This is a genomic window from Tenacibaculum gallaicum (assembly GCF_003387615.1).
GTDB classification, from domain to species: domain Bacteria; phylum Bacteroidota; class Bacteroidia; order Flavobacteriales; family Flavobacteriaceae; genus Polaribacter; species Polaribacter gallaicus.
Map to the genome: position 1 here is coordinate 160,515 of NZ_QUNS01000006.1, position 16,828 is coordinate 177,342.

At 31.1% G+C, this 16,828-nt stretch carries 14 protein-coding genes; 12 read left to right on the forward strand and 2 right to left on the reverse strand.

The features are described 5' to 3' along the window. Positions 1 to 76: 76 nt before the first annotated feature. The 3 genes from C7448_RS11935 (at position 77) to C7448_RS11945 (ending at position 3,627) form a co-directional block, all read left to right on the forward strand. Entirely contained in the window at positions 77 to 1,261 is a 1,185-nt protein-coding gene (locus tag C7448_RS11935; RefSeq protein ID WP_115901679.1) for an asparagine synthetase B, read from the forward strand. A gap of 323 nt (positions 1,262 to 1,584) precedes the next feature. Next, complete coding sequence (locus C7448_RS11940; protein WP_115901614.1) at positions 1,585 to 2,628, forward strand: hypothetical protein; 1,044 nt, start codon at positions 1,585 to 1,587, stop codon at positions 2,626 to 2,628. Positions 2,629 to 2,715: 87 nt separating this feature from the next. Then, the gene (locus C7448_RS11945; protein WP_115901615.1) at positions 2,716 to 3,627 is read left to right on the forward strand and encodes a hypothetical protein; all 912 of its coding nucleotides are present in this window, start codon (positions 2,716 to 2,718) and stop codon (positions 3,625 to 3,627) included. 10 nt (positions 3,628 to 3,637) lie between these two features. Here C7448_RS11945 and C7448_RS11950 read toward each other — a convergent pair whose 3' ends face one another. Next, positions 3,638 to 5,323: a helix-turn-helix domain-containing protein gene (locus tag C7448_RS11950; protein WP_115901616.1), complete on the reverse strand. Its 1,686-nt coding sequence runs from the start codon at positions 5,321 to 5,323 to the stop codon at positions 3,638 to 3,640. Positions 5,324 to 5,646: 323 nt separating this feature from the next. On the opposite strand from C7448_RS11950, the gene C7448_RS11955 reads away from it, so the two are divergent. The 3 genes from C7448_RS11955 (at position 5,647) to C7448_RS11965 (ending at position 8,595) form a co-directional block, all read left to right on the forward strand. Continuing rightward, entirely contained in the window at positions 5,647 to 6,492 is an 846-nt protein-coding gene (locus C7448_RS11955) for a transketolase (protein WP_115901617.1), read from the forward strand. 137 nt (positions 6,493 to 6,629) lie between these two features. After that, positions 6,630 to 7,760 carry an N-acetyl-alpha-D-glucosaminyl L-malate synthase BshA gene (bshA, locus tag C7448_RS11960; protein WP_115901618.1) on the forward strand — a complete coding sequence of 377 codons (1,131 nt, stop codon included), beginning with the start codon at positions 6,630 to 6,632 and terminating at the stop codon, positions 7,758 to 7,760. Between the two features lie 40 nt (positions 7,761 to 7,800). After that, complete coding sequence (locus C7448_RS11965) at positions 7,801 to 8,595, forward strand: patatin-like phospholipase family protein (RefSeq protein WP_115901619.1); 795 nt, start codon at positions 7,801 to 7,803, stop codon at positions 8,593 to 8,595. Positions 8,596 to 8,617: 22 nt separating this feature from the next. On the opposite strand, the gene aroB is transcribed toward C7448_RS11965, so the two are convergent. After that, a complete protein-coding gene (gene aroB / locus C7448_RS11970) occupies positions 8,618 to 9,676 on the reverse strand; it encodes a 3-dehydroquinate synthase (RefSeq protein ID WP_115901620.1) in 1,059 nt (352 codons plus the stop codon). 103 nt (positions 9,677 to 9,779) lie between these two features. On the opposite strand from aroB, the gene C7448_RS11975 reads away from it, so the two are divergent. From C7448_RS11975 to hisC, 6 genes are all read left to right on the forward strand, one after another. Continuing rightward, the gene (locus C7448_RS11975) at positions 9,780 to 10,946 is read left to right on the forward strand and encodes a proline dehydrogenase family protein (protein ID WP_115901621.1); all 1,167 of its coding nucleotides are present in this window, start codon (positions 9,780 to 9,782) and stop codon (positions 10,944 to 10,946) included. Next, on the forward strand, positions 10,946 to 11,254 hold the full coding sequence (locus C7448_RS11980) for an LETM1 domain-containing protein (RefSeq protein WP_115901622.1): 309 nt from the start codon (positions 10,946 to 10,948) through the stop codon (positions 11,252 to 11,254). Before C7448_RS11975 ends, C7448_RS11980 begins: the two co-directional genes overlap by 1 nt. A 201-nt stretch (positions 11,255 to 11,455) precedes the next feature. After that, complete coding sequence (gene typA / locus C7448_RS11985; protein WP_115901623.1) at positions 11,456 to 13,225, forward strand: translational GTPase TypA; 1,770 nt, start codon at positions 11,456 to 11,458, stop codon at positions 13,223 to 13,225. Between the two features lie 308 nt (positions 13,226 to 13,533). Continuing rightward, the gene (gene hisG / locus C7448_RS11990; RefSeq protein WP_115901624.1) at positions 13,534 to 14,391 is read left to right on the forward strand and encodes an ATP phosphoribosyltransferase; all 858 of its coding nucleotides are present in this window, start codon (positions 13,534 to 13,536) and stop codon (positions 14,389 to 14,391) included. 86 nt (positions 14,392 to 14,477) lie between these two features. Continuing rightward, positions 14,478 to 15,767, forward strand: coding sequence for a histidinol dehydrogenase (gene hisD, locus C7448_RS11995; RefSeq protein ID WP_115901625.1), 1,290 nt, complete (start codon positions 14,478 to 14,480; stop codon positions 15,765 to 15,767). Next, on the forward strand, positions 15,760 to 16,818 hold the full coding sequence (hisC, locus tag C7448_RS12000; protein WP_115901626.1) for a histidinol-phosphate transaminase: 1,059 nt from the start codon (positions 15,760 to 15,762) through the stop codon (positions 16,816 to 16,818). The genes hisD and hisC overlap by 8 nt, the downstream gene beginning before the upstream one ends. Positions 16,819 to 16,828: the final 10 nt, after the last annotated feature.

The following is a 16,828-nucleotide window of genomic DNA, read 5'->3' on the forward strand; positions in this document are numbered from 1 at the left end:
TATGAAACAATTTCTTTACATACTAACATTTTTCCTTTTTTCAAACTCGTTATGGGCTTCTTTTATTTATGTACCTATGAGTAATGAAAATCAAAAAAATCACTTAAAAGCATACGGCATTGTATATTATGCTTTAGAAAATGGTTTAAAAGCCAAGTGGTTGTTAAATTATGATGGAGGAGCTTTTTTAATTGAAAACAATGAATCAGTTGAAAAAGAATGCAAAATACGTGGCGTATCGTATCAAATTATTTCAGATGCTAAATCAGCATTAATTTTAGAAGAAATTTCTTCACCTTCAAAAAACCAAGAAGCAGTAACTTTAGAAAAAGCACCAAAAATAGCGGTGTATTCTCCTAAAGATAAAATGCCGTGGGATGATGCGGTAACGATGGTATTAACGTATGCTGAAATACCTTTTGATGTAATATATGATGAAGAGGTGTTGAATGATAAATTGTTATTGTATGAGTGGCTGCATTTACATCATGAAGACTTTACAGGGCAGTATGGACGTTTTTATGGAGCTTTTAGAACAGCTCCTTGGTATATTCAACAAAAAAAAGATGCTGAAGCTTTAGCGAAAAGATTAGGGTATAGTAAAGTGTCTGAAGAAAAAGGAGCAGTAGCCAAAAAAATACGAGATTATGTAGTTGGTGGAGGGTTTATGTTTGCGATGTGTTCTGCTACCGATAGCTTTGATATTGCACTAGCTGCTGATGGGGTAGATATTTGTGAAGGAATGTTTGATGGAGATGCTTCAGAACCTAATTATCAATCGAAAATTAACTTTAATAAAACACTTGCGTTTAAAGATTTTGAATTGATTCGTAACCCTACTACCTATGAGTTTTCTTCAATAGATATGACTCGTAAGCGAAGAATCAGAAAAGAGGTAGACTATTTTGTGTTGAAAGAATTTTCGGCAAAATGGGATCAAGTTCCAACAATGCTTACCCAAAATCATACTATGTTAGTTAAAGGTTTTATGGGACAAACAACTTCTTTTAATCCTAACACAATAAAATCTACAGTCATTGTTTTAGGAGGCAATAAAACCAATGGAGAGGGACGCTATATTCACGGAACTAAAGGGAAAGGAATGTTTACTTTTTATGGTGGTCATGATCCTGAAGATTATCAGCATAGAGTAGGAGACCCTAAAACAGAGTTAGACTTACACCCAACCTCTCCTGGATATCGTTTAATATTAAACAATGTATTATTTCCTGCAGCTAAAAAGAAAAAACAGAAAACATAGTTTATACATGTAATTATCTGCTTTTTAGTGTCTTATGTTGTTTTTTAGTTAAGCCTTGTACCTTTTTAATACTACTTAATGTATTAATAAACAACGTTTAAGGTTTTTGTAAAGTGATTCGTTTGTTATTTATATAACTTAGTAAAAGTAAAACCAAAATTCGTATTGTATTGAATGGTTTATGATTAGCGCGCAACTTTATACTTCATATATCATTCTTTAATTTAATAGCTTGATCATCTGTTAAATAGTTTTGGATTTTTAGGCGTATACCGAAAAGCCTAAATAGAGTAGGTAAAAACTAAACTTAAAACTAAATTATCATGGCAACAAAACTTACAGAACCATCTAATGGTGTCGTAAAAGAACAAGTTGGAGCAAATATGGAAACTCCAACTAATGGAATGTACAATACCCTTTGTCAATCATTAAACTTAAGTGACAAAAGCTTTCAAATGATACAAGGTGTATTACCAGTTCAAAGTTCAGCGTCAGAACTATATAACTATTTTGATGGTGTTCCCCCAAAATCTGTAGGAGTATTGTATGAAGGTAACCCTTTAAATACTTTAAGCGGTAATTATGCTACAATGCTAAGTAAAACAGAAGATACAGGTACATTCTTGTATAAAATAGCAATGAGTAATTATACAAACTCTAACAATTGGATTGGAGGTAACATGGGAACTAACCCTATATATACTCCAGTCTTTGAAGAGTTAAAATTACAAGTTGAAAAAGGTTCTTCTGCGGCAATTCATTTTGATTCTCAAACGTCTAATGATGATATTCAAAACTCATGGGCACAAAGCAACGGTTCTTCAGGAGTTGGTTTCTGGGGAAAGAAGTCTAATAGTGTTTCAAAATCATTAAATGAAAAAGCTTCTGCAAGTAGAATTACTGTAGATATGAATTTTAATAAGTATGCTTTTCTAGCTGTTAGAGCAGGAGGATGGTTTTTCTCTGGTTATTTTACAGATATGTACCAAAACCCTGATCAATTTCAAAATCAAGATGATTGGAATAATTTATTTGGTCCATCTGGTTCTTTACAAAGAGTAACCAACCAAGCTTTACTTGTTTCTGGTTACACAATTACTGTAAAATCTTGGGCTACTTATAGTCAATCTGACTTTGAAGAAATTCAAAAAAGTACAGAGACCAATGTATGGCCATTCTATACATCAGGATCATCATCAAAAGCTACATCTAGCTATAAGTTTAATGATGATAAAACGATTTCTGTAACAATTACATCTGCACCAGGAGATTTACAAATTTTTGGTATGGGAGTAATTCCAACAGATAGAGCTGTAACAGGTGGTAGCACAAATCATGCTTTAAAAGCACCTTCAAGATTAATTTAATCTTATAGTTAAGAGAGCACATGATTTTCATGTGCTCTACTTAACCTTTTACATAAATTTATTATAGTTAACTTAAAATAATGAATAATGAAGTCCCCCGAGAGTTTTAATTATTTAGTATTAAACGAACTGGCAGAGTTATTTAACGCACAATTAAGTAGTTTTACATTCTATGCATCTTTACCAAATTTACCCACAAACGAAGCTGATTTTTCAGTTTTATTAGATACTATTCCAGTAGGAACTGAGTTTTTTGATAGCGCCCTTCCACTAAATTATTTTAGTGAGGTGTATGGAAGAATTTTAAAAGCTCAAATAAAACAACCTTTAGCCATTCAAATAGGACTGAATGATTATTATGATGCAACAAACTGGATAGTTCCATATACAATACCAAAGTATACACCAAGCTTAAGTACTTTTAAAGGAGCAATAGAAAACTCCTTGCAGTCAAAAGTTGTTATAAAGTCAAACGAACAAACTATACGCATTCCAGTTTACCCAGAATTTCCTGTTTTAGTTGTAAATACCTCGTTAGATAATTTTACTAATGAAGTGGCAAAATCAGTTGTAACTGTAGCCATAGCTTTTAGTGAATCTACTACACAGAAAATTAACTTTGGAAATTGGTTTTCATCTGCTGCTTTTTTATACGCATACCAGACTCCAAGCAATTGGGATGACTCTGTAATATCTTGGGATGAAGTTTTTAACCCCAAAACAGGAATATTAAAAAATATTAATTCATATATATCTGCTGTTTCAGATATGACAATAAAAATTCATATCTCTGGAACATATACAGAAGAAACAGTAAGTTTATTAACATCTATTCCAGAACAAGTAATATTCCCTTTTTATCAGCAAATAAATGGAGCTACTATAGAGTACACTTTAGAAACTGACAAAAGCTTAACAATAACGTTAAAAGTTCCTAAAAATAACGAATACTATCTTTTTGGAGTTCAGTATCAAAATGTAGAGGAATTGTTAACTTAATACTTAAAAATTAAGAAGACTTATAGCTATTTACCTTTACTAATTCTTTTATAAAATAAGATGGTTTTAGGCCTGTATGTTTAAAAAACGCCTTAGAAAAAGATTCAGCATTTTTAAAACCAACTTCTTGTGCGATGGCTTTTATAGTATATTTCCTCCACAGAGTATCATTTTTAAGTTTTTCAATCGCGTATTTAATTCTAAGTTGATTGACATAATTAGAAAAAGAAGTGTTTTTATATTGATTAATGACTTTTGATAAATAGCTAGTATTAGTATCTAACCGGTCAGCCAATAGTTGTAAGTTGATTTTAGAGTCTAAAAAATCTGTGTTTTTTTCAAAAGTTTCAAGCCCTTTCATAATAGCGCTAATTGTTTCATAAGAAAGTTCGTATTTGTTGGTCGTTTTTGTAACAGGCTGTATTTCTTCTTTATCTACAACTTCTTTTTGATTAACTAATGCTATAAAACGCTTTTTAAAAGTTCTCTTTCTTTTAATTTGATACCCTATTAAAACAAATGATAGTAGTAATAAAGAAATATAAATTATTTTATTTTTTCTAGACTCACCTACTTCATTTTCTAGTTTCTCTATAACCTGTTTCTTTTCTAATATTAGGTTAGGGATGTCGTATTCTTCAGTAAACGTTTTATTGATTTTATTTTTTTCATTTAAATTGAATTTTTTTAATTCTAATAATCTATTTATGTAAAATAATTGCTTCTTTAAATTATTTTTTGCTTTGTAGTGTTTTAAAAGAAACTTAAAACTGTCTTCTAATCTTTTAGAAGATATATTTTTTATAGAATAAATAGAATCAGCTTTTTTATGATATTTTAAAGAATAACTATAATTATTAATAGAATCATAAGTTATACCTATAAGGCTGTATGTTTGATTAAGTAAAACATAGTTTTCATCTTCTGTTATAATTGGTACAAATCGAAGAAACCCAGTAAGGGCTTTTTCATATTTTTTATTATCAAAATCAATCAACGACCTCATAAAATAAGAAAAGTTTTCGAAAAGAGTATCTCTTGATTCTATACTTGCTCTAATGCTTTTTTCATTATAGTAATATGCTGAATCTAAGCTTCCTTTTCTTAAATGTATTGAGGTTATATTGTTAAGCAAAGAAAGGTATTCACTTGTCTTATGTAGCTTGTTCTTATTTTTAAGATAATTAAAAGCTTTTAGATAAAAAAAGAGAGCATTTTCTTTTTCATCTACTGACGACTTTATCAAACCTAAGTACATGTTTTTGTATGCGCTAGTGTAACCTTCTGCATTATCAATTAAAAGAAATTCTTTAAGAGCTTCACCATTTCTTCTTCTATGGAAGAAAAACTTTCCTTTACGAAAGTGGATAATTGAAGGGTATTTTTTTGAAAGATATTTTTTAGTTATTTCAATTAACGAGTCACAAAAATTTAAATAAATATTCTCATCATTTAAAATATCTGCTAATAAGTATTTTCCATTCAACATTTCTAATGTGTCTTTTTCATGTAAAGCTTTTCTATATTTTGCTTTTGCGTAAATAACAGCTTTTAATGTATCAGGTTTACTATTATAAAATAAATCGGATAATTCTTGAAAACTTTTTCTTAGTAAGGTGTCTTGTTTTATATGATTTTGAGAATAAACTTTTAAACTTAATCCAATAACTAGGAGTAAAACAAATATCTTTTTCATAAAAAATAATTAAATAGAGGCCAAAAGTACCAAAAAATCATGATTTTTTGGTTTTTATTAATATGTTGTAAATAAGTGTTTTATTCGTTTTTAAAAGTCGTTTTTTATAAAATACGTGTACAACTGTTTGTGTATCAAACAAACAAATAAGTTATTTGAATCACGTAAATAAAGGGTTCAATAACGATTCATTTAGAAAAGGGAAAATTAAACGAAAAAGAAAACGTAACTCACTTGAACCCTTTTTCTTTTTACTTAAATAAAAAAGTAATTGCTCATTTTTACATAATCAATTACATTTGTGGGCATAAAACAAAACAATAATGCCAACAACACAACAATTACAAGAGTTTACACAACAAGTTCGTAGAGACATCGTACGCATGGTACATGCTGTAAATTCAGGACATCCAGGAGGTTCTTTAGGATGTGCAGAATTTTTTACGTGTTTATACCAAGAAATCATGGACTATTCTACTGATTTTTCTATGGATGGTAAAAACGAAGATTTATTCTTTTTATCAAACGGGCATATTTCGCCAGTTTATTATAGTGTTTTAGCCCGTAGTGGATTTTTTCCGGTAGCGGAGTTAGCTACTTTTAGAAAATTAGACTCTCGTTTACAAGGACACCCAACTACACACGAGCATTTACCAGGAATACGCATTGCTTCAGGATCGTTAGGTCAAGGTATGAGTGTTGCTATTGGTGCAGCTCAAGCAAAAAAGTTAGACGGCGACAACAAAGTGGTATATTCATTACATGGTGATGGGGAATTACAAGAAGGTCAAGTTTGGGAAGCTGTAATGTATGCTGCAGCTAAAAAAGTCGACAACTTAATCTCTACAGTAGATGTAAACGAAAAACAAATTGATGGTTCTACGGATGAAGTTTTAGCTATGGGAAGCTTAAAAGCTAAATTTGAAGCTTTTGGTTGGGATGTTGTAGAAATTGCTGAAGGTAATAATATAGAAGCTGTTTTAGCAGGAATGGCAGAAGCAAAGTCACGTACAGGAAACGGAAAGGCAGTTTGTGTATTATTACGTACAGAAATGGGGAATGGAGTTGACTTTATGATGCATACACATGCATGGCATGGTAAAGCACCTAACGATGAACAGTTAGAAGTTGCTTTAACTCAAAATACAGAAACTTTAGGAGATTACTAAAGATATAATCAATACCATAAACGCCATTACGAATTACGTAATGGCGTTTTTTTTTATGAAAAACTTTACAAAAAAAAGTAAGTAATACCGTAAATTTACGTCTGTAATCATATTCAAAAAATAATCAACAGATACAGATGAAAATAGGAATTGTATGTTACCCTACCTTTGGAGGAAGTGGAGTAGTGGCGACCGAATTAGGAATGGCATTAGCAGATAAAGGGCATGAAGTACATTTTATAACTTACAATCAGCCTGTTCGATTAGATTTCTTTTCTCATCGTTTACATTTTCATGAAGTTGTTTTAGAAGAATATCCACTATTTCAATATCAGCCTTATGAATTAGCTTTATCAAGTAAAATGGTAGAAGTAGTTCAAAAATATGAACTTGAAGTGTTACATGTACATTATGCTATTCCGCATGCATACGCTGCCTATATGGCAAAAAAAATGCTTGAAGATAAAAGTATTGATATAAAAGTAGTAACAACACTACACGGTACGGATATTACTTTGGTAGGAAGTCATCCAACCTATAAAACTGCTGTAGAGTTTAGTATAAACAAATCAGATGAAGTAACAGCTGTATCCAATAGCTTAAAAGAAGATACACTTCGATTATTTAATATTGAAAAAGATATTAAAGTAGTATACAACTTTATTGATGGAGAAAAATATGACAAGGCGCATGAAGGAGAGTGTAAAAGAGAAGCGTTGGCACAACCCGAAGAGAGAATTTTAACACATATAAGTAATTTTAGACCTGTAAAACGAACCGATGATGTAATTCGAATTTTTAATAAGGTTCAAAAAGAAATTCCTTCAAAATTACTAATGGTTGGTGATGGTCCTGAACGTTTAAAAGCGGAGAATTTAGCTAAAGAATTACAAATAGAAGATAAAGTACTATTTATGGGAAATAGTACAGAAGTAGCAAAAATATTATGCTATACAGATGTGTTTTTATTACCGTCTGAAACGGAAAGTTTTGGGTTGGCAGCCTTAGAAGCCATGGCAGCAAGTACACCTGTTATTTCTACAAATACAGGAGGGTTACCAGAAGTAAACATTAATGGTAAAACAGGTTTTTTAAGCGAATTAGGCGATATTGACGGTATGGCTAACAATGCTATTGATATTTTGAAAGATGATGTGGTTTTAAATAAATTTAAAGAAAACGCTAAAGAACATATTAAGCTATTTTCACTAGATAATATTCTACCAGCTTATGAGAAACTCTATAAAAAATGTTCAGTAGAAGCATAAAAATTATACTATCTTAAAAAAAGCTAATAAATAGAGAAAGATGATTAAAGAAAAGTACCAATGTTCTCTTGAAAAAATAAAAACTTTAGACACTAAAGTACCTATAAATTTAGTGCTAAGTGGAGGAGCAGAAAAAGGAGTAGCACATATTGCTTTATTAGAAAAACTGGAAGAGTTAAATATTAAAATTAATGCTATTTCGACTTGTAGTTCAGGTTCTTTAGTAGGATCTATGTATGCTTCTGGTATGAGACCAAAAGAAATATTAAACTTTTTTAAAACGACTGAGATATTTCAATTTTCTTGGATAACAATAGCTAAACCAGGAATTTTTAATTCCTCCAATTATGCAAGATTAATTGAAGACAAAATTAAATCCACATTTGAAGAGTTAAAGATACCCTTAACGGTTTCCACAACTAATTTAAATAGAGGAACCACTCAGTATTTTCATGAAGGTTATTTACTAAAACCTGTATTAGCCTCATGTGCATTACCAGGCTTATTCAACCCTGTAAGGATAGATGGTATGCTTTACTCTGATGGTGGAATTATAGATAACTTTCCAACCACACCATTTAAAGATTCAGAATATCCCATTATTGGAAGTTATGTGGTGTATCCTTCAGAAAAAACAAGCGAAGAGTTGAATACCACCTTAAAAGTTTTAGCCCATACATCTAAATTATTAATGTTATCTTCTGAAGAGCATAAGTTTTTTAAAACATACGCTACTATTTGTTTTCCTTTAGGAGAATACAGTGGGTTTAGCACAAAAGAAGTAGATGCTATTTATGAAACAGCTAAAAAGTATATAAACGGAAGACTAAAATAAAGAAAAGAGGTGTAAAAACTCTTTATGAATTATAAAACTGTAAACTCTCTTTGATTAATTCATCAGAAGCCTTACTATTTATTTTAAAGCTTTCATAATCGTTAAGGAGTACAAAGTTAATTTCTCCACCAACATTCTTTTTATCATGTTTCATCAACTCAAGAATTGGCTGAAAATCATCTTCAGATAAACTAACTTTACCATATATTTTAATAATAGCTTCTTTTATTTCAAACACTTTATCTTCTGGGAAGTTTAAAACTTTTGAAGATAAGTAAGCTTCACAAACCATTCCAATAGCAATAGCCTCACCATGTGTTAAAGTTTCTTTTTCAGGAGCTTCTAAAAAATATGATTCTACACCATGACCAATGGTATGTCCCCAGTTTAACACCTTACGAACCCCTTGTTCTTTAGGATCCTCTAAAACAACTTCATTTTTAATTTCTATTGAACGATGAATCAAGTCAACAATATTGAGTTTATCGTTATTTTTAATTTCGTTAAATAATTGAATGTCGTGTGTCATTCCATATTTAATGATTTCCGCAGTACCAGAACGAATTTCCCTTGCGGTAACTGTATGTAAATATTCAGGATCTATAATTATTAATTCTGGATTTGCAAATACTCCAATTTGATTTTTTAAAACCCCTAAATCAACACCTGTTTTACCACCAACAGAAGCATCTACCATACTCAACAAAGTAGTAGGAATATTTACAAAGTCAATTCCACGCTTAAATGTAGAAGCAACAAAACCACCCAAATCAGTAATAACACCTCCACCTAAGGTAATTAATAAGCTTTTTCTATCAGAACCTAATTCAGTCATTACATTCCATACACCCATACAGGTTTCCATATTTTTATGAACCTCGCCAGCATCAATTTGAATGACTTCAATAGGTTTATCGGTAGCAAATAACTGTATAAATCGAGGATAGCAACAATCTAAAGTGTTGTCATCCACTAAAATAAAAACTGAAGAATAGTTTTTACTAGAAATTAAAGAAGTTAATTCATTATACCCTTTTTCATTAAAATGAATAGGGTATGTTGCTGCGTTAATTGTGGTCATAATAACAAAAAAATATAAGGCGAAATTAAATAGAAAAAATTAAAATATATCAGTCTACTCAATTATATTTGTCTCAATAAATTAAAGATATAATATTACCTCGATAATGAGACTTTTTGACAATACAGAAACTGCTTTTAAATTAAAATCTGACTCAGAGTTAGAACGTGCATATTTTTTGTTTAAAATGATTCAGAACCAACCAATGGTTCGAATAGGTACTGCGGTAACAAATTTTGCTTTAAAAGCACATTTACCAGTTGAAGGGTTAATCCGTTCAACAGTTTTTGATCATTTTTGTGGAGGAGTAAGTGAAGATGATTGCTTACCAAATATCGAAAAAATGTACGAGCAAGGTAACGTACATAGTATTTTAGATTATTCAGTAGAAGGTAAAGAAGATGAAGCGCAGTTTGATGACGCTTTAAAAATGACGTTAAAAACGATTAATTTTGCTGAAGAGAAGCAATCTATTCCTTATGCTGTTTTTAAACCAACTGGTTTTGGTCGTTTTGCTTTATATCAAAAATTAACAGAAGGAAAAGAATTAACTTCAGAAGAAAAAGTAGAGTGGGATAGAGTTGTAGAACGTTTTCACATTGTGTGTAAAGCAGCAAAAATAAAAGATGTTCCGTTATTAATAGATGCAGAAGAAAGTTGGATGCAAGATGCGGCTGATGATTTAATTGAAGAATTAATGGAAATCTACAATAAAGAAAAAGCCATTGTTTTTAATACATTACAAATGTACCGTCATGATCGTATGGAGTATCTTCGAAATTTACACAAAAGAGCACATCAAAAAGGATATCATATCGGAATGAAAGTTGTTCGTGGTGCTTATATGGAAAAAGAGCGAGAAAGAGCCAAAGAAAATGGTTATGAATCTCCTATTTGTGTAGATAAACAAGCAACTGACGACAATTATAACGAAGCTGTTCGTTATATGATGAATCACAAGAACATGGCAATTTTTGCAGGAACTCATAATGAAGAAAGCTCATACTTATTGATGGATTTAGCCAAAGAACACAATATTACAGCTAACGATAAGCGTATGTGGTTTGGTCAATTATATGGAATGAGTGATCATATTAGTTTTAATTTAGCTAAAGAAGGATATAATGTTGCAAAATACGTTCCTTTTGGACCCGTTCGTGATGTGATGCCATATTTAATACGTAGAGCAGAAGAAAATACTTCAGTTGCAGGACAAACTTCAAGAGAATTGAACTTACTTAAAACTGAAAAAGCACGTAGAAAGCTTTAATGAATACAGTTGATGAAATAAAAGAAGCAATCTATAAAAATAAAAAAAGATTAGCTAAAGAGCTCCAAGAAAGTAGGGAGCTTCTTTTTCTTGTGAGAAAATCGCTAACTACATCATTAACAGACGAAGAAAAGGCAAAAGTAAAAGAACAAACACTCGATATTTGTAAAGCTATTCCAGCTTTTGCTGTGTTTATGCTTCCTGGTGGGGCTTTACTTTTGCCTTTACTTATAAAATTAATTCCTGATATTTTACCAAGTGCTTTTAAAGCAGATGATGAGGAATTAGAAGATTCTAACCCAGAATAATATTTTTCAAACTCCAATATTTACAATTTTATCCTAAAAAAGAAGTTAATTAAAATTACTTGAATCTCTTTTAAAACAAGAGAAAAGTACATAAAATGATGTTTTTATAAAGCTTCGAATGAAACATTACGAATTCATAAATAAAAATTCGTAATTCATAAATAATAAAACACTACTTTTGCAGCTTCAAAATAAGCACGAATGCAATCAATAAGAAACATTGCTATTATAGCACACGTTGACCACGGAAAGACAACCTTGGTAGACAAAATTATAGATCAAGCTAAAATTTTAGATGAGCGTAAAGAACGTACTGATTTATTATTAGATAACAACGACTTAGAGCGTGAACGTGGTATTACCATTTTATCTAAAAATGTATCAGTAAACTATAAGGGAGTTAAAATTAATGTAATTGATACTCCTGGGCACGCCGACTTTGGTGGTGAAGTAGAACGTGTATTAAAAATGGCAGATGGAGTTTTATTATTGGTTGATGCTTTTGAAGGACCAATGCCACAAACACGTTTCGTATTAGGAAAAGCAATCGAATTAGGATTAACTCCTATCGTAGTAGTAAATAAGGTCGATAAGGAAAACTGTACACCAGATTTAGTACATGAAAAAGTATTCGATTTAATGTTTGCTTTAGAAGCAAATGAAGATCAATTAGACTTTACAACTATTTATGGTTCGGCTAAAAATGGATGGATGAGTACTGATTGGCAAGACCCAAAGGAAGATATCATCGATTTATTAGATGCTGTTATCGAGACTATTCCTGAAGCACCTTACCGTGAAGGTTCTCCTCAAATGCAAATTACATCATTAGATTATTCTTCTTTTAAAGGAAGAATTGCTATTGGACGTGTATATCGTGGAGACTTAGAAAAGAATCAAGAATACATGCTTTGTAAAGCAGATGGATCGACGAAAAAAGTACGAATCAAAGAATTACACGTTTTTGAAGGAATGGGTAAAGCAGAGACAGATAAAGTACGTAGTGGAGATATTTGTGCTATTACTGGTATTGACGATTTTGAAATAGGTGATACAATCGCTGATTTAGAAAACCCAGAAGCATTACCAAGAATTGAAGTAGATCAACCTACCATGAGTATGTTATTTACAATTAATAATTCTCCATTCTTTGGTAAAGAAGGTAAATTTGTTACTTCTCGTCACTTACGTGATCGTTTATTTAAAGAAATGGAGAAGAACTTAGCGTTACGTGTTGATGAAACGGATACTGAAGATAAATTTAACGTTTTCGGACGTGGAGTATTACACTTATCAGTATTGATAGAAACAATGCGTCGTGAAGGGTATGAATTACAGGTTGGACGTCCACAAGTAATTTTAAAAGATGTTGACGGAGTTAAGAGTGAACCATACGAAACATTATCTATTGATGTTCCTGAAGATGTATCTTCTAAAGCTATTAACTTAGTTTCTTTAAGAAAAGGTGATTTATTAGTAATGGAGCCAAAAGGTGACTTACAACACTTAGAATTTACAATTCCATCTAGAGGATTAATTGGTTTACGTAATAAAATATTAACTGCAACTGCAGGTCAAGCAATTATAAATCACAGATTTAGCGAATACGGACCATATAAAGGAGAATTTGCTGAAGAATTAAAAGGAGCTATCATTTCTTCTGAAACAGGAAAGGCTACTGCATATGCAATTGACCGCTTACAAGATAGAGGACGTTTCTTTATTGACCCTAACCAAGAGATTTACAAAGGTCAGGTAGTTGGAGAAAATTCGAAGTCGGATGATATGGCTGTTAACCTAATTAAAGGAAAAAAATTAACAAATGTACGTTCATCAGGAAACGATGATAGTGTTAAAATTGCTCCAAAAATAGATTTTTCTTTAGAAGAATGTATGGAATATATTAGAGCTGATGAGTACCTAGAGGTTACTCCAGAAAGCTTACGTATGCGTAAAATTGATTTTAGATAATAGAATATTTCTAAAAGAAAATATAAGAAGAGCCACCTAGTTTTAGGTGGTTCTTTATTTTTATTAAAAATAACTTGCATAATTAAAAATAAATAACAAATATTTGTAGCAACAAAATAAAAGACATGAGTTTTATTCAATTACATCATCATCATTTTCATATTTGCACTCAAGCGAACTGAAAATGTATTGAATAAAATCAAAATATATTTTAAACCCGTTTGAGTAAATCAAACGGGTTTTTTATTTCCAAGGCGCCAGGAAAAAATCTTCTCAAAACGATTTACTCAAACCCATTCAAAACTAAAATGAGTAAATTAAAAATAGCCATACAAAAATCAGGAAGACTCAACCAAGAGTCTCTACAAATTCTTAAAGACTGTGGAATTTCTATCGATAATGGTAAAGATCAATTAAAAGCTTCAGCAAACAATTTTCCATTAGAGGTTTTTTATCTAAGAAATGGAGATATTCCACAATATCTAAAAGATGGCGTAGTAGACGCAGCGATCATTGGTGAGAACTTACTAATTGAAAAAGGGGAAGAAATTCAATTTATTGAAAAATTAGGTTTTTCAAAATGTAAAGTATCATTAGCAGTCCCAAAAAACGAAGAATATACAAGAATAAACTACTTTCAGAATAAAAAAATAGCTACCTCATATCCAAACACAGTTTTAAAATATCTACAAAAAAACAATATCCAAGCACAATTACACATTATTAATGGTTCAGTTGAAATAGCCCCTAATATTGGGCTAGCCGATGGTATTTGTGACATTGTTTCAAGTGGCTCAACCTTATTCAAAAATAATTTGAAGGAAGTAGAAGTCTTATTAAAATCAGAAGCTGTGTTAGCGGTTTCTCCTCAAATAAAAGAACAACAACAAGTAATACTTAACAAATTACAGTTTAGAATTCAATCTGTACTAAAAGCTAGACAATCAAGATATGTGTTATTGAATGCACCAAATGAGAAACTAGAATCAATTATTAATATTTTACCTGGAATGCGAAGCCCAACAGTACTTCCTTTAGCTGAAGAGGGGTGGAGTTCTGTACACTCAGTATTAAATAAAAATCAATTTTGGGAAATTATAGATGAACTAAAAAGCAATGGAGCTGAAGGTATTTTGGTGTGTCCAATAGAAAAAATGGTTATTTAATCACAGGGCGATAGCCAAGGATTTGATTCCTATATCTGTGCCGATTACAGAAGAAGGATAATAGTTAAAACAATAAAAATAAACAGATGAAAATTATAAAAAACCCAACAATAAAAACTTGGAATTCATTGTGTAAAAGAGCTACTTTAAGCGAAAACAGTTTACAAGAAACGGTACAAACAATATTAAATGATGTAAAGCTTAATAAAGATAAAGCCTTAAAAAAATATACACAATTATTTGATGGAGTGTTGTTAACCGAGTTAGAAGTTTCTAAAAAAGAGTTAGAAGAAGCACAAAACTTAGTTTCAGAAGAATTAAAATTAGCCATACAGTTAGCAAAATCTAATATTGAAACATTTCACAACTCTCAAAAGGAAGCACCTAAAAAAATAACAACTACAAAAGGTGTTACTTGTTGGAGAAAAAGTGTAGCAATAGAAAAAGTAGGTTTGTACATTCCAGGAGGGTCTGCACCATTATTTTCTACGATTTTAATGTTAGGGATTCCAGCAAAAATTGCTGGTTGTAAAGAAATAGTACTATGTACGCCAACGAATAAAGAAGGAAAAGTTAATCCGGCTATTTTATACACTGCTACTTTGGTGGGAGTGACTAAAATTTTTAAAGTAGGAGGCGCACAAGCTATTGGTGCCATGGCGTATGGAACGGAAACCATTCCTCAAGTATATAAAATTTTAGGGCCAGGGAATCAGTTTGTAACCAAAGCAAAAGAACTAGTACAACAACAAGGGGTAGCTATTGATATGCCTGCAGGACCTAGTGAAGTGTTGATAATAGCTGATGAAACAAGTAATCCTGTTTTTGTAGCAGCAGATTTATTATCGCAAGCAGAACACGGAGCCGATAGTCAAGCAATTTTAGTAAGCACTTCTGATAAAGTTGCTCAAAATGTAATAGGAGCACTCAACAAGCAAATAGAAGAATTATCTAGAAAAGAAATTGCTAAAAAAGCAATTGAAAATAGTTTTGCAGTGGTATTAGAATCAAAAGAAAAATGTATTGATTTTAGTAACGAATATGCCCCAGAACACTTAATTATAGCTTCAGAAAAAACTTCTGAATATATTGAAGAAATCATAAATGCAGGCTCAGTATTCTTAGGGAATTATAGCTGTGAAAGTGCTGGCGACTATGCCAGTGGAACCAATCATACATTACCGACTAATGGATATGCTAAAAATTATAGTGGAGTTTCATTAGACAGTTTTGTAAAGAAAATTACCTTTCAAGAAGTAACCAAAGAAGGTATTGAGAATTTAGGTGGAGCTATAGAGCTTATGGCAGGAGCAGAAGGCTTACAAGCACACAAAAATGCAATTACGGTAAGATTAAAAGAGATTAGCAATGTTTAGTTTAGAAAAAATAGTACGTCCAAACATTCAGCAATTAAAAGGGTATTCTTCGGCTAGAGACGAGTTTAAAGGAATTGCTGAAGTGTATTTAGATGCAAATGAGAATCCTTTTGGAATTTTAAATCGTTATCCTGATCCACAACAAATAGCGATTAAAGAACGATTGTCAGAAATTAAAGAAGTTGATACAAATCAAATTTTTATAGGAAACGGAAGTGATGAAGTAATCGATTTAGCTTTTCGAATATTCTGTAACCCAGGAAAAGATAAAGCGCTGACTTTTACACCATCTTATGGAATGTATAGTGTTTCGGCAGCTATAAACGATGTTGAATTGATTGAATTAGCTTTGACCGAAGATTTTCAGATTGATGAAAATACTTTAGACAGTTATTTCGAAGATGAAAAACTAAAGCTAATTTTCATTTGCTCACCTAACAATCCTACAGGGAATTGCTTTAAAGATGAAACAATTGAGTTTATTCTTAGTAAATTCAAAGGAATTGTAATTATTGATGAAGCATATATTGATTTCAGTACCAAAGAATCTTTTATAAGTGAATTGAAAAACTATCCTAACTTAATCGTAAGTCAAACCTTTAGTAAAGCTTGGGGATTGGCAAGTGTTAGAGTTGGAACAGCATATGCTAGTCAAGAAATTATAGATCTATATAATAAAGTAAAACCACCCTATAACGTAAGTACTTTAAATCAAGAAGCTGTACTTAATAAGCTAGATAATTTAGCACAGTTTGAAATTGAGAAAAACATAATTCTCAATGAGAAGGAAAAATTAGAGAAGCAGTTGCAAAAAGTGGGATTGGTAAAAAAGAGATATCCATCAGAAGCTAATTTTATACTAATAGAGGTTACAAATGCTAATGAATTGTATAACTTGTTAGTAGATCAGAAAATTATCACTAGAAATCGAAATAACTTAGTAAGCAACTGCATACGAATTACAATAGGAAGCGAAAAAGAGAATAAAAAATTAATAGAAGCACTTCAACAATTAAGTGTTACATCAAGTGAAATAGAGAACTCACTTTAAATTTTAAGAG